The sequence below is a fragment of the Mycolicibacterium monacense genome (genome assembly GCF_010731575.1).
Classification (GTDB): Bacteria; Actinomycetota; Actinomycetes; order Mycobacteriales; family Mycobacteriaceae; genus Mycobacterium; species Mycobacterium monacense.
Map to the genome: position 1 here is coordinate 1,036,150 of NZ_AP022617.1, position 18,579 is coordinate 1,054,728.

An 18,579-nucleotide genomic window follows, 5' to 3' on the forward strand; every position below is an offset into this window, starting at 1 on the left:
CCGCGACCCGGGGAAACTCGCGCCGTCGGCAAAAGACTCTCAGGTTGCGCACGGTTTTCTCCCCGTTGCCGGCAGAACACCTATAAGGTTGCAGCTGCAAAGATTTGCCCGGGGGGAAGTGACGCATGCACTCACACGCGGACGCGACACGCGATGCCGCCCAGTAGCCAGGCCACGGTGCCACGACAGGCGGCCGTTGCTGCATCGGTTCCCGGCGGCGCGACCGCCAGGCGGCGGCCCCGCTTCCTCGATCGGCTGCGCGTCGAGTCCGGGTACATCGCGATCACCATCGCACTCGACGTGTGGGCGGGCGCATGGGCCGTCGTGCTGGCGCATCTGTGGATCGGCGATCAGGCCGACAACCGTAACGTCCTGCTGTACTCGTGGGCGTTCGTGCCGGTACTCGTGCTCGTCCTGGCCACCCGGTCGCTGTACAAGCGGAAGCTGAACCGCAGCTTCCTCGACGAGCTCGAGCCGGTGGAGACGGCCGCGGCGGTGTCCGCACTCGCGGTGTTGAGCGTGATGGTGCTGCGCATACCCGCTCTCCCGGAGGGTCAGCAGGTGGTGGCCCACATCCGCCCCAGTGACGTCATGGTTCGGATCTGGTTGTGTGCGGCCATCCTGGTTCCCGCGGTGCGCCTGATGAGGTCGGTCACGCAGCGCTACCTGCGGCGAAAACACCGCTTCGGAGCGCCGGCGCTGATCGTCGGGTCCGGTCCGATCACCAACCAGATCATCACGCGGATGGCTCAGGTGCCCGACTACGGTCTTCGTCCGGTCGGCGTGCTCGACGATGCGCCGCCCACGGACGCCGAGCTGGTCAACGTGCCGTATCTGGGGACCGTCGACAATTTCGAGAACGCCGTTCGCGCAACGGGTGCCGAAGACCTCATCATCGCGCCGTCGCCGGTTTCGGGTGAGCAACTGGCGCGCTGCGCCCAGTTGGCGCAGAGGCTCGGTGTTCGGGTGCGGGTCGTTCCCCGGCTGATGGACGTCGTCAACGGCAACACCCGGATCGAGCATCTGGGCGGAGTCCCCCTGATGGTGCTCAGCCCGGTCGATCCCAAGGGCTGGCAGTTCGCGTTCAAGTACGCGCTGGGCCGGACCATCGCCGCCCTCGGCGTCCTGCTCATCTCGCCGCTGTTCATCGGGCTGGCGCTCGCCGTCAAGCTCAGTTCGCCCGGGCCGATCTTCTTCCGCCAGCCACGCGTCGGGCGTGACGGTGTCGTCTTCGACTGTCTGAAGTTCCGCAGTATGCGGCCCGCCCCGGCCGGCGCCACCTTCGAGTTGAAGGCCGGCGCCGCGCCCGGAGGTGTCGAGGGGGAGGACCGCCGCACCCGGATCGGCAAGTTCATGCGCAAGACGTCGCTGGACGAACTTCCGCAGCTGCTCAACGTGGTGAAGGGGGACATGACCCTGGTCGGTCCGCGTCCCGAACGGCCCGAGTTCGTCGAACTGTTCGAGATGCATGTGCGACGCTACGGCGAGCGGCACCGGGTGAAGGCCGGCATCACCGGCTGGTCGCAGGTGCACGGGTTGCGAGGGCAGACCTCGATCGCCGACCGCGCCGAATTCGACAACTACTACATCGAGAACTGGTCGCTGCTGCTGGATTTCAAGATATTGATCCTGACGGTTCTCGCGGTGCTCCGTCCCACCGAAGAATAGCTTTTCCACGGGCAAATTCCGTTACACTCAATAAGTGCACTTATCGCCGCCGGGGGGGCCGGCGCACGTGGGATTGATTCCCGACGGGTTAAGGCGCTGGGCGGACGCCAATAAAACCACATTGGTCGACGCGTACCGACGCGGAGCGATGAAAGTCGTCGATATTCTGCTCGCCCTACAAGAACACGGTGTGCAGACCGTCTCGGTATACAACCTCAGTCGCGCAAATCTGGCACGACGGGACGACGAGCTCGAGGCGGTGTTCGCGGCGTCGACCCACTTCTTCAGCACACTGATTCCCGCTAACTTCGACCACACCGCCTGTGGCGTGCGAATCCACGGCGATCTCGATCTTCTTCCGGACGAATACGTCGCTGCCGCCCGGTCGGTGGAGCAAACGATGACCGGCCGCGATTTCCGGATCAACATCCTCGCCGCCTACGACGCCGCCGACGAACTCCGGGCGGCCCACCGCCGGGCCCGACAGAACGGCTGCGACATCACCGCCGCTCTCGAGATCGGCGACGTCGACTTGGTCATCCGCACCACGCCCGAACCCCTGCTCAGCGGATTCCTGCCTTTGCAGAGCCAGTACGCCCAGCTGATGTTCCTGACCACTGCGCTCAACGATCTCCAACGCGCGGACATCGACGATCTGATCGCCGACTACCGACGCTTCCCGCAGCGGCGTGGGCGGTGACGCCATGGAGCCCGACAGGAATCCGCTGATCATCGGCGCCGGGCCCGCCGGTCTCACCGCTGCACTGCAACTGGTGAAGCGCGGGGTCACGCCGCGGATCTACGAGGCGTCCGCGAACGTCGGCGGTCTGGCCCGCACGCCGCGGCGAGGTGACTGGCGCCTCGATCCCGGCGGGCACCGGTTCTTCACAAGAAGCGAAGCGGTCCTTGGCATCTGGAGGTCTCTGCTGCCCGCGGAGGAGTGGGTCGCGGTGGCCCGGCGCTCCGCCATGCTGGTGCAGGGCCGCCGAGTGCGGTATCCGCTCATCGGCCGCGACCTGCTCACCCAGCTGGGGGTCCGCAGCGGGATTCACGGCCTCGGCGACCTGCTGCGGGCCAGGCTGATTCGCCGGAGGCGTCACGGTGGCGCCTCCGAGAGCTTCGAAGACTGGGGCACACGCGAATTCGGGCGGCACTGGTACACATTGTTCTTCGACGGATACGTCCGCAAGACCTGGCTCGCCGAGCCGGCCGACCTGACGAGTGACTGGGCGAACCAACGGATCCGGCCGATCCGATGGCGGAAGGTCGACGCTTTCGCCGCGCGCGACGTCTTCCGGTATCCCCGCCTCGGGCCCGGGCAGCTCTGGGAGGCCGCGGCGGCGGCGCTCGCCGACAGCGGTGTGGTCACGTCACTGGAGTCGCCGGTGGTGAAGGTGAGTCACCGCGGCGGGACGTGGATCGTCACACTGCAGAACTGCGACACCGCTTCCGGCGATGCGGTGTTCTCCAGCATGCCGCTCCGGTCCCTCGTCGAAGCCCTCGAACCCGGACCGCCCCAACATGTCCGGGCGGCCGCGGCAGCCCTGAGGCATCGCGCCCTGATCACCGTCGGCGTCGCCCTGCGCGAGCGCGTCGACCTCCCGTACAACTGGATGTACACCCCGAGTGGGCATATGCGGGTGGGTCGCATCCAGAACTACACCCGCTGGTCGCCGGATCTGGCCCCGGCGCAGTGGGGCGGGACCTACCTCGGCCTGGAGTACTTCACCAACACCGACGGCGACCTCTGGTTGGCCGACGACGAGGGTATGACGAAGGTCGTCGAACAGGATCTACGCGCGCTGGGAGTTGCCGCGTCCGCGGTCGAGAAGATCATGGTCGTCCGCTCGCAGTTCGCCTACCCGGTCTACGATTCCGAGCGCGAGAGAAGCGTCGCGGTGATCCGCGACTTCCTGCGCCACCACCACCCGTCGCTTCGGCCGATGGGGCGAAACGGTATGCATCACTACGACAACCAGGACCACGCGATGCTGAGCGCGATGCAGAGCGTCGCCCGCTATTTCGGTGACGACGCGGATCCGTGGCAGGTCAACACGGAGCTGCGCTATCAGGAATCCGGACTGCTCAGGATGTGAGCGAGGGGATCGCGTCGCCCCACAGACCGGTGCGCCACAGCGGCGACGCCTCGCCCTCGTGGAGCCAGGTTGCGTTGATGTACCAGTCCACTGGTCCGTACGGTCCACCCTGGACCACGATGTCGGAGTCCGTGGCGTCACGACCGCTGACATAGGTGACGTCGTCGATGCGCACACCGGCACCGGCGATGTCCTGTGCAGGATTGCCACCGCCGAGTTCCACTGCCCACCAGGATGTTCCGATGTGGTCGTCGGTGATCACCTCGATGTTCGCCACGTCGAGGTCGTGGACCTGCAGCAGCCGTACGCCCCAGCCCGCCCCGTTGCCGCGGCCGGGCAGGTACGCCCCGATGGTGTCGAACGAGGCGGACTTGACGCGGAAGAGTTCGATGGCGGCGCTGTTGGCGCCGTGGGACGCCACAGTCCCGACGTCCAGGCCGGCGATGTCCTGGATCAGGATCCGACCCGGGCCCTCGAGGACCAGATCGTCGATCGTCAGGTTCGACGACGGCAGATCGGCGACACTGTACTGACTGCGGATCTGAGCCGCGCCGACGACGTTGATGTCGCTACCGTGGACCGACACCAGGCGCACACCGTCGATCACGGAATCCCGAAGCGACGCAAGCAGGATGCCGCCGTTGCCGCCGCCGAGTGGGCCGACGTCCGCGTCGACTTCGGCATGGATGTTGCGCAGGGTGACGCCGGCGAATCTGCTCGTGGTGCTCGCCGGCGTCTCGACGGCGAGCGACCAGTTGCGGGAGTTGTGGATGGTGACGTCGCTGATCGTCAGGCCCGAGAAGTCCCACCACATGGAGGCCTCGGTGCCGTCGATGTTGTTGGTGGCCAGGACGATTCCTGTCACGGTATCGCTGATGGTCACATCGGAGACGGCGATGTCGCGCGACGCCAGACTCGTCCAGTCGCCCGGACCGGTGGCCTTGGCGGAGTTGACCTGGAGGCCGAACTCCTTACCGGTCACGGTGACATCGGTGATCGTGATGTCATAACCACCCTGGACGCGCACCCCGCTGGCCGCCCCACCCGTCACGGTGATGTTCGTCGCCACCGAACCGCCGTTGTTCCACTCGCCGAGGCCGGGCTGGTTGAACGGGCCGTCGCCGGGCCCGTACGTCCACGGCAGGGTCGGGTCGTAGTAGGTGACGAACGCCAGGCCGTCGTCGCCGGTGTTCTGCGCGAGGAGCCCGTGCACGGTCACCCGGCGGTTCGCGTTGAAGTGCAACCCGTCGGCCAGCGTGCCGATCGCGGTGAAGTTCGTGACGGTCACGTCGGAGGCGCCCATGAAGATCGCGCCGGTCTGCGGCGCGTTGATCACCGTGGCGTTGACGAGCGACACGTTGGAGACCGTTCCGGTCGATCCGGTCCAACCCGGCGGGGGCGGGGTGTTCGACGCCCACCCGAGGATCGAGAACCCGTCGCCGAAGCTGCGCGCAGACGGTCGGGTCCTCCACTCGATCGTGGCGTTGAGGATCGTCACGTTCGACGCCGCGCCCTCGACGCGGATGCCGTGGCTGGTGCCGTGCCCGGCGGCGTCGAGGTTGTCCATCAGCAGCCGGGCGCCCGGTGCGAACTCCACCGTGACGTCGGAGAGACCCTTGAGTAGGACCGCCGCGCCGCCATTCGGGTTCTGCTGGGCGAACCGGTAACTGCCCTCGGGGAAGTAGAGACGCTGGCCGGAGGCCAGCGCGGCCTCGGCGGCCTTGATCGCCGCCGAGTCGTCGGTGACGCCGTCGCCGACCGCGCCGTAGTCCCTGACGTCGACGGTCGTGGCCGGCGTCGCCGTCGAGGATGACGCGGTCGTGTGCCTGGCGGATGTGTTCGCGGCCGTGGTGGTGCTGAACGGTTGGCGGCGGGCCCAGGCGAGTACGGCCCACGTCGCGGGTGACTCGACCGGGGCAGGCGTGCCGCCGGCGCCGATGGTGTCGGTGAGCGTCGCGACGGGCGCGGGCGATTCGGCGGGTTCTTCTGGATCGACTTCATTGTCTTCAACGGGGTCGTCCGCAACGGGTTCGTCCGCAACGGGTTCGTCGACGAGATCCTCGGTGGGTTCTTCGTCGTCCGCGTCGCGGTGGCCGGTTTTCGCGTCGGTATCTTCGTCCTCCACCGACGCCGCTTCGTCCTCCGCTTCGTCCTCCGCGCTGTCCTCGGGGATGTCCTCCGCGTTGTCTTCGGGGGCGTCCGTTTCCTCGTCGGCTTTCTCGGTGTGGTCGTCTTGCCGGGTGTCGGCCGGTGCATGCGCGGAGACATCGGTGCCTGCCGCGTCGGCGGAGGGGTCTGCTGCCGCGATCCCTGGCGCGAGGAGCATGCCGATACCCACCGCCAGCGCCGCACCTCCCGCGCGACATGACTGACTGACCACTGCTAACTCCCCCCTACTTTCGCCCGCGTCAAAAAGCTGGGCGGGACCAGGTTATATGCGGGCCACGCAATTTGAAAGAGCAAACTGTTCGTGGGAGGTGAACGGCGTCGCTGTTGCGCCATCGGCTAATGCTATCTGCGCAAGCGTTTCGCACCAGAACGCGTCAACCGCCGACTACGGTGCTTGCGTAAGGAAACGAATGAGCGTAGCTCGTAATTTTCGCAGCCGTCAAGAACTAACGCCGTTAAGTTTCTGTTGGCGGCATCATTGCTGGCTGACTGCCTGTGAGGAGGCATACCGATTTGAACTGAAACTTGTACTAATTTTGCGAATCGCCTGCGGCTCAGTTTTTTCTCAGGTTAACGTTCCGATGTTCAAGATCACTTCGCACACGAGGAGTGCACATGCAGCAAACAGTTCGGTCGTATCTGACGGCGGGCGTAGCGGTGGTCGGAGCCGGCGCATTGGCGCTCGCGCCGATTCAGGCGGTCGACTCCACGTTGAGCGATACGCGGATCCCCGCGGTGTTCTCCGGCCCGGTGGGCCTCACCGCCATCTCGAACCCGACCTACGAGGAGGTGTTCACGCGGGCTTCGGAGAACTTCGAGGCTCTGGTTTCGTACTTCTTCGAGCAGTACGACAACGACGCGACGCCCATCCAAGTGATCATCCAGAATCAGACCGCGAACCTGGAGACCATCGCCGAGGCGGCACGCAACACGGTCGACGCGGTCGGGACGGCGCTGACCGAAACGGTGCCCAACCAGATCCGCGACGCGATCGACGCGCTCGGCGAGGGTGACTTCTACAGTGCCGTGAACCTCTTGGTGGGCGCGGCCATCGCCCCGGTGGCACCGCTGATCTTCCTCGCGCAGCCGATTCAGGCAGCGCTCACGCAGACGCTGACGAACGCCGTGAACGCGTTTACCTTCGTGACCGATCCGCTCACGCTCGGAATCCAGTTGCTCTCGGTGGTCGGCCCCGTCATCAATGCAGCCGCCGCGGCCGTGGCGTCGGTCCAGGCGATCGTCGACTCCTTCGACGGCGGGGATCCGCTGCGCGAGATCGTCAACGCGCCGGCCACGATCCTCAACGGCTTCCTCAGCGGCGGCTACGGTCCCGACTTCGGTGCAGTGCTGGGCGGAGGAGCGCTGCCCTTCGGCATCTTCGCCGGCGGCCTGCTGACGGGTCCGGAACTGATCAACCCCGCCGCGGGTCCGGAATTCGGCTTCTCACTGGCCGGCCCCATCGGCGCACTCCTCCTGTGGCGAGCGGGCCTGGCCGACTCCATCCGGACCATCTTCGGCTTCGGACGTGCGGCGGCCGAGTCGCAGGTGAGCGACCTGCCCGACGCCGACGCCAACTTCATCTCGATCTCCACCGACGAGTTGACCGACGAGCCGCCGGTGAAGGAGGTGTCCTACCAGGAGTCGGCGCCGGAGCCCGAGAAGATCGGCGCGGCGGTGACCGATCCCGACGACGAGGTCGACGTCGACTCCGAGCCGACCGACTCCGAGCCCGTCGACGGGACCGATGACGGGACCGATGACGTCGACCTCGCTGGCGACACCGACGAGGGCGACGACAGCGACCTCGAGGAGAGCGTCGACGTGACCGGCGGCGACGAGGATGCCGGCGACGAGGACGGCGGTGAGAACGACGGCGCTGACGCCAATGACGGCGGTTCTGACAACGGCGGCACCGCCGGCGACAACACCTCGGACAACGGTTCCGAGGGTGACTCGTCGAGCAGCAACGACAAGGGTTCGGACGGGGCCGACGAGTAGGCCCGCCGGAAACGAGTCGACCCCCTCTCGAACCTCGGGAGGGGGTCGTCTGCTGTCCGGCCTGGACGCCGAGTGGAGCGGGCGACGGGAATCGAACCCGCGTAGCTAGTTTGGAAGACTAGGGCTCTACCATTGAGCTACGCCCGCACGTTGCGCGAGAGGATCGTACCGGCGCGCACCGGATCAAATCCAATTGGCTGCCTCGCGCGTCGGTGCTCGGTGCACAAGCCGTAGTATCTCGCGTGGTCAGCGCCGCGCGTCAGTGCACGGTGCGGACCGTGACGGCGCGGGGTGTAGCGCAGCTTGGTAGCGCATCCGCTTTGGGAGCGGAAGGCCGCAGGTTCAAATCCTGTCACCCCGACAACCAGCACCGGTATGACCCAGCACGATATGACGAAGTACCCAGACATGAGGAGAGACCGCAGTGAAGAGCACCGTCGAGAAGTTGAGCCCCACCCGGGTGCGCATCAACGTGGAGGTGCCCTTCACGGAACTCGAACCGGACTTCGACCGGGCGTTCAAGGAGCTCGCCAAGCAGGTGCGGCTCCCCGGGTTCCGGCCCGGTAAGGCGCCGCGCAAGCTGCTCGAGGCCCGCGTCGGCCGCGAGGCCATGCTCGACCAGGTCGTCGGCGAGGCCGTCCCCGGCCGCTACACCGAGGCCGTGACGAGCTCGGACGTGCAGCCCCTCGGGCAGCCCGAGATCGAGATCACCAAGAAGGAGTACGGCGAGGACCTGGTGTTCACCGCCGAGGTCGACGTCCGTCCCGAGATCACCCTGCCGGACCTGTCCGCGCTGGAGATCACCGTCGACCCGATCGAGATCACCGACGAGGAGGTCGACACCGAACTGCAGTCCCTGCGCGCCCGCTTCGGCACGCTGACCGGTGTCGACCGTCCGGCAAAGGACGGCGACTTCGTCTCCATCGACCTGTCTGCCACCGTCGACGGGAAGGACGTCCCGGAGGCGACCACCGAGGGCCTGTCGCACGAGGTGGGCTCGGGCCAGCTGATCGAGGGCCTCGACGATGCGATCGTCGGCCTCTCGGAGGGGGAGAGCAAGGAGTTCACCACCACGCTGGCCGCCGGCGAGCACGCAGGCAAAGAGGCCGTCGTCACCGTCACGGTGAAGTCCATCAAGGAACGTGAACTGCCGGAGCCGGACGATGAGTTCGCCCAGCTCGCCAGCGAATTCGACACCATCGACGAGCTCAAGGAGAGCCTGACCGAGCAGGTCCGTCGGGTGAAGCGCGTCCAGCAGGCCGAGCAGATCCGCGACAAGGCGCTGGAGCTGCTGCTCGAGCAGACCGAGGTCCCGCTGCCCGAGAAGATCGTCCAGGCCCAGATCGACGACACGGTGCACAACGCGATCCACGGCCTCGACCACGACGAGGACCGCTTCGCCGAGCAGCTCGCCGAACAGGGCAGCAGCCGCGAGGAGTTCGACGCCAACACCCGCACCGAGGCCGAGAAGGCCGTCAAGACGCAGCTGCTGATGGATGCGCTCGCCGACCAACTCGAGGTCCAGGTCGGCCAGGGCGACCTGACCGAGCGGCTGGTGCTGATGTCGCGGCAGTACGGGCTCGAGCCGCAGCAGCTGCTGCAGATCCTGCAGCAGAACAACCAGCTGCCCGCCATGTTCGCCGACGTCCGCCGCGGCCTGACCATCGCGGCCGTCGTGCACGGCGCCACGGTCAAGGACACCGACGGCAACGACATCGACACCACCGAGTTCTTCGGCCCGTCGGGCGGCGCGCAGGCCGAGGCGGAGGGCGCCGACGAGGCCGACGCCGACTCCGACGCCGACTCCGACACGGAAGCCGACGAGGCCGACGAGGCCAAGTGACGCTGTGAGCGAACGCTCGCCTGTCAGGGAGTGCACGCTCACGCAGGTTGGTTAGTGTCGAGAAGACATCGACGAACACACCGCGAACTGGCGGACCCCAGACGTAAGAGAAAGCAGGTATCCAGTCGTGACTGTTATGCGTGGCGGGGCGCCGGGCCTCACGCTCCAGGACTCGGTCTACGAGCGTCTGCTCGCCGAGCGCATCATCTTCCTCGGCTCGCAGGTGGACGACGACATCGCCAACCGCCTGTGCGCCCAGATCTTGCTGCTCTCGGCGGAGGACCCGACGAAGGACATCCACCTCTACATCAACTCGCCCGGCGGCTCGATCAGCGCCGGCATGGCGATCTACGACACGATGGTCCTGGCCCCGTGCGACGTCGCGACCTACGCGATGGGCATGGCCGCGTCCATGGGTGAGTTCCTGCTCGCCGCGGGCACGAAGGGTAAGCGTTACGCCCTGCCCCACGCCCGCATCCTGATGCACCAGCCGCTCGGCGGTATCACCGGTGGCGCGGCCGACATCGCGATCCAGGCCGAGCAGTTCGCGGCGATCAAGAAGGAGATGTTCCGCCTCAACGCCGAGTTCACCGGGCAGACCATCGAACGCATCGAGGCCGACTCGGACCGCGACCGCTGGTTCACCGCGCAGGAAGCGCTCGAATACGGATTCGTCGACCACATCATCACCAGCGCCAGCATCAACGACGGAGTGGCCCCCTAATGAGCAACCAGACCGATCCCCGCCTTCAGCCGCAGGCGCGCTACATCCTGCCGTCGTTCATCGAGCACTCGAGCTTCGGCGTCAAGGAATCCAACCCGTACAACAAGCTCTTCGAGGAACGCATCATCTTCCTCGGCGTGCAGGTGGACGACGCGTCGGCGAACGACATCATGGCCCAGCTGCTGGTCCTCGAGTCGCTCGATCCCGACCGCGACATCACCATGTACATCAACTCGCCCGGTGGCTCCTTCACGAGCCTGATGGCGATCTACGACACCATGCAGTACGTGCGCGCCGACATCCAGACGGTGTGCCTGGGCCAGGCCGCCTCGGCCGCCGCGGTGCTGCTGGCCGCCGGCACACCCGGTAAGCGGCTCGCGCTGCCGAACGCCCGCATCCTCATCCACCAGCCCGCGCTGTCCGGCGTGATCCAGGGTCAGTTCTCCGATCTGGAGATCCAGGCCAAGGAGATCGAACGGATGCGCACGCTGATGGAGGTCACCCTGGCGCGGCACACCGGCAAGGACCCCGAGACGATCCGCAAGGACACCGATCGCGACAAGATCCTGACCGCCGAAGAGGCCAAGGACTACGGGATCATCGACACCGTCCTCGAGTACCGGAAGCTGTCGGCTCAGACGTCCTGACCACCGGCGGGGACCCGTTTCGGTCACGAGGCCAACAATGCCGTGCGCGGTATTGTTGGCCTCAGCCGTTCGCTCCGGTCACGGTGACGACACGCCAGGGACACGGCGGCGCGTGGCACGCGGCAACCGGACGTGTGAGGCGTTATGTTGGCGCGACAGCTGAATACCACCAGCGCGATTCGCCGCTATCGGTCGCACCGCGCGCGAGTTAACGGGTAGCGTCGGGAACAGGGCCCCATCACAGGTCCTCTCAACGACCCGAACGACCCACCGACGTCGAACAGGAAAGTAGGACCCCACCACCATGGCGCGCATTGGAGACGGCGGTGACCTGCTGAAGTGCTCGTTCTGCGGGAAGAGTCAGAAGCAGGTCAAGAAGCTGATCGCCGGCCCCGGCGTGTACATCTGTGACGAGTGCATCGATCTCTGCAACGAGATCATCGAAGAGGAACTGGCCGACGCCGACGAGGTGAAACTCGACGAGCTGCCCAAGCCCGCGGAGATCCGCGAGTTCCTCGAGAACTACGTCATCGGACAGGACACCGCCAAGCGCACCCTGGCCGTCGCCGTCTACAACCATTACAAGCGCATCCAGGCCGGCGAGAAGAGCCGCGATTCGCGCACCGAGCCCGTCGAGTTGACCAAGTCCAACATCCTGATGCTGGGCCCGACCGGCTGCGGTAAGACCTACCTCGCCCAGACGCTGGCCAAGATGCTCAACGTGCCGTTCGCGATCGCCGACGCCACGGCGCTGACCGAAGCCGGCTACGTCGGTGAGGACGTCGAGAACATCCTGCTGAAGCTGATCCAGGCCGCCGACTACGACGTCAAGCGCGCCGAGACCGGCATCATCTACATCGACGAGGTCGACAAGATCGCCCGCAAGAGCGAGAACCCGTCGATCACCCGCGACGTCTCCGGCGAAGGTGTGCAGCAGGCGCTGCTCAAGATCCTCGAGGGCACGCAGGCGTCGGTGCCTCCGCAGGGCGGGCGCAAGCACCCCCACCAGGAGTTCATCCAGATCGACACCACCAACGTGCTGTTCATCGTCGCGGGTGCGTTCGCCGGTCTGGAGAAGATCGTCTCCGACCGCGTCGGCAAGCGCGGTCTCGGCTTCGGCGCGGAGGTCCGCTCCAAGGCCGAGATCGACACCCAGGACCACTTCGCCGAGGTCATGCCCGAGGACCTGATCAAGTTCGGTCTGATCCCCGAGTTCATCGGCCGGTTGCCGGTCGTGGCGTCGGTGACCAACCTCGACAAGGAGTCGTTGGTCAAGATCCTCTCGGAGCCGAAGAACGCGTTGGTCAAGCAGTACACGCGGCTGTTCGAGATGGACGGCGTCGAGCTGGAGTTCACCGGTGACGCGCTGGACGCCATCGCCGATCAGGCCATCCACCGCGGCACCGGCGCCCGTGGCCTGCGCGCCATCATGGAGGAAGTCCTGCTGCCGGTGATGTACGACATCCCCAGCCGCGACGACGTCGCGAAGGTCGTCGTCACCAAGGAGACCGTGCAGGACAACGTGCTGCCGACGATCGTGCCGCGTAAGCCGTCACGCCCCGAGCGTCGCGACAAGAGCGCCTAGGCTCACGCCGAGATTGCACTGAGGGTCGTGAACCGCGAAGGTTCACGACCCTCAGTGCATTTTCGCGACGGTGAACCGGTTCGGTAGCGCGTATCGGTGGATCGTGCGGAACGTCTGCAGATACTGACGCGACAGCGGACCCGTCGTGTACGGCAGGTCGTATTTGTCGCACAGCGCGCGCACGCGGTCCGCGATCTGGGCCAACCGGTTGCTCGGCAGATCGGGGAACAGGTGATGTTCGATCTGGTAGCACAGGTGTCCGCTCATGAAGCCCATCGCGGGGCCGGCGTGAAAGTTGGCGCTGCCCAGCATCTGTCGGAGATACCACGCACCCCGCGTCTCGTCCTCGAGGACCGCGGGGTCGAACTTGTCGGCGCCGTCGGGGAAGTGCCCACAGAAGATGACCACGTACGCCCACAGGTTGCGCAGCACGTTGGCCGCGACGTTGGCCAGCAGTGTCCGCCGGAACCGCCGTCCGCTGAGCGCGGGCAGGACCACGTAGTCCTTGCCGACCTGGCGTGCGACCTTGGCCAGCAGTTCCCGGCCGCCCTTCGAACCGCCGACGAGCAGTGCGCGGTCCCGGCTCGAGTGCAGACCGTGCAGCGCGATGCCCCACTCGAAGATCAACGCCAGCAACACGTTTCGTACAGGCGCCGCGAGGTAGTCCGGCTTCCACTCCTGGTCGGGGGACACCCGCAGCACGCCGAAACCCAGATCGTCGTCCACGCCGATGATGTTGTTGTACACGTGGTGGGTGTAGTTGTGCGAGTAGCGCCACTGGGACGACAGACCCGCCATATCCCATTCCCAGGTGTTCGAGTGGATCTCCGGATCGTTCATCCAGTCCCACTGCCCGTGCCCGACGTTGTGGCCGATCTCCATGTTCTCGATGCTCTTGGCGGTCGCGAGCGCGACGGTGCCCAGCACCCAGCCCACCTTCCCGCGGCTGCGGTGGATCAGGATCCGGGCGGCCGCGTCGAGCAGACGCTGAGCACGGATCGTGCGGCGGATGTAGGCGGCGTCGCGGGCACCCAGTGAGGCCTCGACGTCGGTGCGGATGGCGTCGAGCTCCGTTGCGAGTGCTTCGACATCCGCCTCGCTCAGATGCGCGTAGGCGGCGACGTCCGTTATTGCCACATGAGTCCTCGGGTCGGTGGGGGAGTACACACTCGCATGTGTGTTGCGCCCCGTGGTCAGGACCGGCTCCTCGAGGTGAGTCTACGGACCCGGCGGCCTCAGGTGAGAACGACCTCGTCACCCTCGACCGCGACGGGCCGGCTCTTCAACGGTTCGGTCGCCGGCCCCTTGACGACCGAACCGTCCAGGCCGAAGCGGCTGCCGTGGCAGGGGCAGACGATCTCGCCGCCGACCACCTCGGACACCTTGCAGCCCTTGTGGGTGCACACGTTCGACAATCCGGTGAACGCACCCGGCGTCGGCTGCGTCACGACCAGGTCCTCCAGGACGACACCCGAACCGACGGGGACGTCGGCGACCTTCACAAGGGATTCGCCGGCGGACGCGCCGGCGTCGGGTGACTCGGCCGGCTGCTCGGCCGGCGCCTCACCACCGGAACCGCACGCGCTCAACGCCGCGGCCAGGGTGCCCACCCCGGCTCCGACAACGACCTGCCGCCGCGACATGTTCGACGTCTCGAATTCCATGGGCCCTGCCTTTCCGCTCAGAAGGCCGATGACGGAGATGATTCCCGGCCGCGGCCGCCGATGGGTCGACAACCGCGTTTTTCGTCACCGTCACCGCACTGTCTGACGACGCTCGGCGAGGACTTCGTCGATCACCGCGGCGATCTCGGCCACTCCGTCGCGGCGTGTGAAGGCGACCTCGAGCCGTCGGGCGTTCTCCCGGTAGTGCGCGCGGTCGAGCACGTCGCGGACCGCCGAGCGGATCGCACCGGGAGTCGGCGTGCCGGTGCGCAGGTCGACACCGGCACCGGTCCAGGCGACGCGCGCGGCGACCTCCGGCTTGTCCTCGGTGTCGCCCGCGACCACGAGCGGCACGCCGAGGGACAGCGCGCGCTGCACCGCACCGAACCCGCCGTTGGTGACCATCACGTCGACCTTCGGAAGCAACACGTCATGCGGAATGAATTCGGCCACATGGGTATTCGTCGGCAGGGCGGTGTGAGGTACGGAAAGTCCACGGCCACCGGTGGTGACCACCACGGTGACTTCCTCACCGGCCAGCGCCTCGACGGTCGGCAGCAGTAGCCGCCGGGGGTCGGCGTTGTCGACGGTGCCCTGGGTGACGTGCACCACCGGGCGTCCGCCGTCGAGCGCCCCCCACCACGGGGGCGGGGTGAACGTCTGCGTCCGTGCGGGATGCACAGCGCCCACGTAGCGCACATGAGGCGGCAGATCGCCGCGCGGATAGTCGAATTCGGGGACGGTAGGGGCGATGAAGCGGTCGGCGAGCAACGCGGCGTCGGTGACGAACATCGGCAGCGGGCGGCTGTTCATCCGGTGCAGCGCCTCGTCGGCGGCCCGGTGGCAGCCTCGCAGGAGGACCCGGTGCGTCAGCGTGGTCAGCGCCGAGTTGCGCAGCCACCCGAGCGGGCTCGACGACGGCGGCAGACCCAACCCCGGAGGAGCGGTGTCCCGGCTGCTGATCAACAGCGGCGTGGTCGAGTAGGCCAGCACCGGTGGGCGGGCGGCGTGTTCACCGAGCAGGAACGGCAGGATGCCCAGGAACATCGCGTCGACGATGACGGCGTCATACCGTGTCTCGGCGAACGCCTCGGCCAGGGCTGCCGCCTGATGGGGCAATGGGGTCACGAAGACGTTGGTGATGTCGAAGTCGACCCGTTTGATGCCGGACGTCTTCTCGCGCCCGGGGAGGCTTTCGTTGAGCCGGCTCTCGTCGATGTCGGTCTGCGGCGGCAGGGCGCGGGGTCGTGCCCCGGCCGCGCGGATCATCCCGGCGCGCGCGGCCGAGGTCAGGACCGTGACCCGGTCACCGCGGTCGACGAGGCCGCGGGCGAGGTTGAGCAACGGCCCGAGGTGGCCTATCGGCGACATGGACGCGATCAGTACTTCCGGCATCTCGAACTCCTGGCTTGGCGGTGTCCATCGGACTTCGATGGTCAGCCAGGTGACGGCGTACGGACTTGGAGGTTTCGTGGAGATCGCGTGGAGATCAGCGGGTGATGCGGTCCGGCCGGGTGTAGACGTTCATCGACTGGCCGCGCAGGAAGGCCACCAGCGTGAGGCCGGACTGGCCGGCCAGGTCGACCGCCAGCGACGACGGCGCCGATACCGCGGCGAGCACCGGGATACCCGCCATGACGGCCTTCTGCGTCAGCTCGAAGGATGCCCGGCCGCTGACCAGAAGCACCGTTCCGGTCAGGGGGATGCGGTCGGCCTCGAGTGCCCAGCCGATCACCTTGTCGACGGCGTTGTGCCTACCGACATCCTCGCGCACGACGAGCATCCCGCCGTCGGCGGTGAACAGCGCGGCGCCGTGCAGCCCGCCGGTGGTGGCGAACACCTTCTGCGCCGCCCGTAGCCGATCCGGCAGTGCGGACAACGTGTCGGCGCCCACCCGGGTGGGGTCGTCTCCGGGTCCGTGTCGGCTGATGAGTTGCACGGCCTCCAGGGAGGCCTTGCCGCACACCCCGCACGACGAGGTGGAATAGAAGTTGCGCCGCAGATCCGGACTGGGTGCGGACACGTGCGGCGCCAACGCCACGTCGAGCACGTTGTAGGTGTTGACGCCGTCATCGCCCGCGCCGCGGCAGTACCGCACCGTCAGCACGTCGTCGCGGTGCCCGATGATTCCTTCGGTGAGCAGAAAGCCTTGTGCCAGTTCGACATCCGACCCGGGTGTACGCATCGTGACGGTGAGTGGTTCGCCCCCGACGCGGATCTCGAGTGGCTCTTCGACCGCCAGCGTCTCGGGCCGCGCGACGCTGGTTTCGGCGGTGATGTGGTGTATGCGCCGCCGCGCGGTGACACGACCCATGCCTCCAGCCTAGGAGGTGACGTCGATGATCTGGACCACGCCTCCGGTCACACCGGCGACGAACAGCCTGCCGGTCGTGGGGTCGACGGCGACGGTGTAGGGATTCTGCACCGTCGGGAACCGCGCCACCTCCCGCGGCGTCGGTTCGGCCATGTCGTACCCGACGACCTCGTTGGTGCCCGAGGACGCCACCCACACCCGGTCGTGGTTCGGGTCATAGGTGATGCCGTAGGGCCCGCCGGGCTGTGCCGCCAGCCCCACTTCTCGCGGCTCCGGCCGCGGCGTGAACACGCGCACGGCGTCACCGCGGGTGTCGGTCACGATCAGCCGGCCGTGCTTGTCGGCGACCTGGTGGGTCGGTCCTTCGCCGGCGGTTGTTGCACCGACGATCGTCAGCTCTTCGGTGTCGTAGACGGTGAGGTCGTTCTTGCGGACGTCGAGCAACCCCATCGAGTCGCCGACCGGCGCGAGACCGGCGGGCTGGACACTGTCGGTGAACACCTTGACGATCTCGTCGCCGCGCAGGACGGTCACCGTCCCGCCGAGTTCGTTGGCCACGAAGACCGTGCCGTTGGGGGCTTCGGACGCGTCGTGCGGGAACGTGCCGGTGACGATCTGCGACTGGGACTCGCCACCGGGCAGCGCGACGCGAATGAGCGCGTCGGCACTTTCGACGGGGACCAGCACCGGGCCGCCGGGCCGCGCCAGCTGCAGGTGACGGCCGAACCCGGGCAGCGCGGTACGGCCGGTGACCTCTCCGGTATCGGCGTCGAGAAGTACCAGCTCGTCGGGCTGACGTTTCAGTACGGCGACGGTGCGCGTCTGCGCGTCGACGACGATGCCCTCCGGCTGGGCTCCGACCGCGACGGTGCGACCGGGCACGGGTGTCGTCGGGGCCGGCGCCCGCTGTGGTTCGGCCGGTGGCGGCAGCCCCTCGACGGGTGGGCGGCTGCCTTCGGTCGGCACTCCGGACGGCAGCAGCCCGGTGGTCGTCGCGGTGGCGGCGGACGTCGACGGTGGTTGCGCCGACTGTTCCGACGCGCACCCGCCGACCACGGTGAGGACGGCGGCCGCGGCCGCGGCGGCGCGGAGCAGGGCCATGGTGGTGCGGTACCCGCTCGCCGACGCTGACGCGCGCGCCGGCGATGACGCGATGGTGACGGCTGTTCCGCGCGGCGGTCAGTCGGCGCCGGGCACAGATCCCCGGGCCGGCTGCAGGTAGGTGACGATCGCGTTGGTCAGTCCGCGCCGGGCGAGGTCCAGGTCGTAGTACGAACCGAGTTGGCGCTCGGAGACCAGACCGCGCATCGCGCCGGGGATGAACGAGGCGACTTCGCGGACACGCTCGGGGTCGACGTCGACATCGGCGAACGCGGTCTGACAGGCCGCGATCCAGCTCTGGCCCCACGACTGCAGTTCGGCCGCGGTCCGAGGGTAGAGCCGTTCCAGTTCGGCGCCGTCGCGTGGCAGCGCCGCGCGCAGCGTCTCGATCGCGCGGGAGTCCGGAGCGGACAGACCGTCGAAGAGCACGTCGATGATGGCGGCGACCCGTGCCCGCAGGGGCGCTTCGGGTGTGGTGCTCGACCTGCCGATGAGCGTCCTCGCGAAGAGCGCCGGGGCGAGTTGTCCGCGGCGCTCGGCGGTGCGCGCGAGCACGGCCGCCCAGAGCCCGTCGATGTCCCCGAACTGGTACTTCACCGCACCCCAGGTGGCACCGGCGTCCTTGGCGATGCGGTTGGCCGACGCCGCGGTGGCGTCACCCGTGGCGAGAGTCCGCAGCGCGGCGTCGAGCATCGCCTCACGGGTGGCCTGTCCGCGCCGGTTCGGGCGCCGGTTCACCTCTACCACTTGACGAATCGTAGAGCCCTCTG

At 67.5% G+C, this 18,579-nt stretch carries 15 protein-coding genes and 2 tRNA genes; 9 read left to right on the plus strand and 8 right to left on the minus strand.

All coding sequences use genetic code 11. The features are described 5' to 3' along the window. The first annotated feature begins 153 nt into the window (after positions 1-153). The 3 genes from G6N49_RS05020 to G6N49_RS05030 all read left to right on the plus strand — a co-directional run bounded on the left by G6N49_RS05020 (position 154) and on the right by G6N49_RS05030 (position 3,764). Positions 154-1,668, plus strand: a complete 1,515-nt coding sequence (locus G6N49_RS05020; protein ID WP_083044575.1) for a sugar transferase — start codon at positions 154-156, stop codon at positions 1,666-1,668. Positions 1,669-1,735: 67 nt separating this feature from the next. Beyond that, positions 1,736-2,368, plus strand: a complete 633-nt coding sequence (locus G6N49_RS05025; RefSeq protein WP_083044574.1) for an undecaprenyl diphosphate synthase family protein — start codon at positions 1,736-1,738, stop codon at positions 2,366-2,368. Positions 2,369-2,372: 4 nt separating this feature from the next. Then, on the plus strand, positions 2,373-3,764 hold the full coding sequence (locus G6N49_RS05030) for an NAD(P)/FAD-dependent oxidoreductase (protein ID WP_083044582.1): 1,392 nt from the start codon (positions 2,373-2,375) through the stop codon (positions 3,762-3,764). Here G6N49_RS05030 and G6N49_RS05035 read toward each other — a convergent pair. After that, positions 3,754-6,090: a glycosyl hydrolase family 28-related protein gene (locus G6N49_RS05035; protein WP_235679494.1), complete on the minus strand. Its 2,337-nt coding sequence runs from the start codon at positions 6,088-6,090 to the stop codon at positions 3,754-3,756. The two genes, G6N49_RS05030 and G6N49_RS05035, sit on opposite strands and share 11 nt — an antisense overlap. A 458-nt stretch (positions 6,091-6,548) precedes the next feature. Between G6N49_RS05035 and G6N49_RS05040 the strand changes: the two genes are divergently transcribed. Then, complete coding sequence (locus G6N49_RS05040) at positions 6,549-7,931, plus strand: hypothetical protein (protein ID WP_083044572.1); 1,383 nt, start codon at positions 6,549-6,551, stop codon at positions 7,929-7,931. A gap of 73 nt (positions 7,932-8,004) precedes the next feature. Here the strand turns inward: G6N49_RS05040 and G6N49_RS05045 are convergent. After that, positions 8,005-8,078 (minus strand) — tRNA-Gly (locus G6N49_RS05045). 140 nt (positions 8,079-8,218) lie between these two features. Between G6N49_RS05045 and G6N49_RS05050 the strand changes: the two genes are divergently transcribed. The 5 genes from G6N49_RS05050 to clpX all read left to right on the plus strand — a co-directional run bounded on the left by G6N49_RS05050 (position 8,219) and on the right by clpX (position 12,730). Further along, positions 8,219-8,292: transfer RNA gene (locus tag G6N49_RS05050), tRNA-Pro, on the plus strand. Between the two features lie 63 nt (positions 8,293-8,355). Then, positions 8,356-9,774 (plus strand): trigger factor, encoded by a 1,419-nt coding sequence (gene tig / locus G6N49_RS05055; RefSeq protein ID WP_083044571.1) that lies wholly within the window; start codon positions 8,356-8,358, stop codon positions 9,772-9,774. 136 nt (positions 9,775-9,910) lie between these two features. Further along, on the plus strand, positions 9,911-10,498 hold the full coding sequence (locus G6N49_RS05060; protein ID WP_011560960.1) for an ATP-dependent Clp protease proteolytic subunit: 588 nt from the start codon (positions 9,911-9,913) through the stop codon (positions 10,496-10,498). Next, positions 10,498-11,145, plus strand: coding sequence for an ATP-dependent Clp protease proteolytic subunit (locus tag G6N49_RS05065; RefSeq protein WP_011560959.1), 648 nt, complete (start codon positions 10,498-10,500; stop codon positions 11,143-11,145). Before G6N49_RS05060 ends, G6N49_RS05065 begins: the two co-directional genes overlap by 1 nt. Positions 11,146-11,449: 304 nt before the next feature. After that, on the plus strand, positions 11,450-12,730 hold the full coding sequence (clpX, locus tag G6N49_RS05070) for an ATP-dependent Clp protease ATP-binding subunit ClpX (RefSeq protein ID WP_011560958.1): 1,281 nt from the start codon (positions 11,450-11,452) through the stop codon (positions 12,728-12,730). Between the two features lie 51 nt (positions 12,731-12,781). Here clpX and G6N49_RS05075 read toward each other — a convergent pair whose 3' ends face one another. From G6N49_RS05075 to G6N49_RS05100, 6 genes are all read right to left on the minus strand, one after another. Then, entirely contained in the window at positions 12,782-13,867 is a 1,086-nt protein-coding gene (locus tag G6N49_RS05075; RefSeq protein ID WP_011856165.1) for a fatty acid desaturase family protein, read from the minus strand. A gap of 98 nt (positions 13,868-13,965) precedes the next feature. Continuing rightward, on the minus strand, positions 13,966-14,394 hold the full coding sequence (locus G6N49_RS05080) for a QcrA and Rieske domain-containing protein (RefSeq protein WP_407665036.1): 429 nt from the start codon (positions 14,392-14,394) through the stop codon (positions 13,966-13,968). Between the two features lie 90 nt (positions 14,395-14,484). After that, complete coding sequence (locus tag G6N49_RS05085; protein ID WP_083044570.1) at positions 14,485-15,789, minus strand: nucleotide disphospho-sugar-binding domain-containing protein; 1,305 nt, start codon at positions 15,787-15,789, stop codon at positions 14,485-14,487. 94 nt (positions 15,790-15,883) lie between these two features. Next, positions 15,884-16,708 (minus strand): formate dehydrogenase accessory sulfurtransferase FdhD, encoded by an 825-nt coding sequence (fdhD, locus tag G6N49_RS05090; RefSeq protein WP_011560954.1) that lies wholly within the window; start codon positions 16,706-16,708, stop codon positions 15,884-15,886. 9 nt (positions 16,709-16,717) lie between these two features. After that, complete coding sequence (locus G6N49_RS05095) at positions 16,718-17,809, minus strand: NHL repeat-containing protein (RefSeq protein WP_083044569.1); 1,092 nt, start codon at positions 17,807-17,809, stop codon at positions 16,718-16,720. A gap of 78 nt (positions 17,810-17,887) precedes the next feature. Beyond that, positions 17,888-18,547, minus strand: coding sequence for a TetR/AcrR family transcriptional regulator (locus tag G6N49_RS05100; RefSeq protein WP_011560952.1), 660 nt, complete (start codon positions 18,545-18,547; stop codon positions 17,888-17,890). Positions 18,548-18,579 lie beyond the last annotated feature (32 nt).

Coding starts and splice junctions, on each gene's coding strand:
- fdhD (WP_011560954.1), bottom strand. CDS start 16,708: ATGGGTCGTGTCACCGCGCGGCGGCGCATACACCACATCACCGCCGAA.
- G6N49_RS05080 (WP_407665036.1), bottom strand. CDS start 14,394: ATGGAATTCGAGACGTCGAACATGTCGCGGCGGCAGGTCGTTGTCGGA.
- G6N49_RS05060 (WP_011560960.1), top strand. CDS start 9,911: ATGCGTGGCGGGGCGCCGGGCCTCACGCTCCAGGACTCGGTCTACGAG.
- clpX (WP_011560958.1), top strand. CDS start 11,450: ATGGCGCGCATTGGAGACGGCGGTGACCTGCTGAAGTGCTCGTTCTGC.
- G6N49_RS05030 (WP_083044582.1), top strand. CDS start 2,373: ATGGAGCCCGACAGGAATCCGCTGATCATCGGCGCCGGGCCCGCCGGT.
- G6N49_RS05085 (WP_083044570.1), bottom strand. CDS start 15,789: ATGCCGGAAGTACTGATCGCGTCCATGTCGCCGATAGGCCACCTCGGG.
- G6N49_RS05020 (WP_083044575.1), top strand. CDS start 154: ATGCCGCCCAGTAGCCAGGCCACGGTGCCACGACAGGCGGCCGTTGCT.
- G6N49_RS05095 (WP_083044569.1), bottom strand. CDS start 17,809: ATGGCCCTGCTCCGCGCCGCCGCGGCCGCGGCCGCCGTCCTCACCGTG.
- G6N49_RS05040 (WP_083044572.1), top strand. CDS start 6,549: ATGCAGCAAACAGTTCGGTCGTATCTGACGGCGGGCGTAGCGGTGGTC.
- G6N49_RS05035 (WP_235679494.1), bottom strand. CDS start 6,090: ATGCTCCTCGCGCCAGGGATCGCGGCAGCAGACCCCTCCGCCGACGCG.
- G6N49_RS05065 (WP_011560959.1), top strand. CDS start 10,498: ATGAGCAACCAGACCGATCCCCGCCTTCAGCCGCAGGCGCGCTACATC.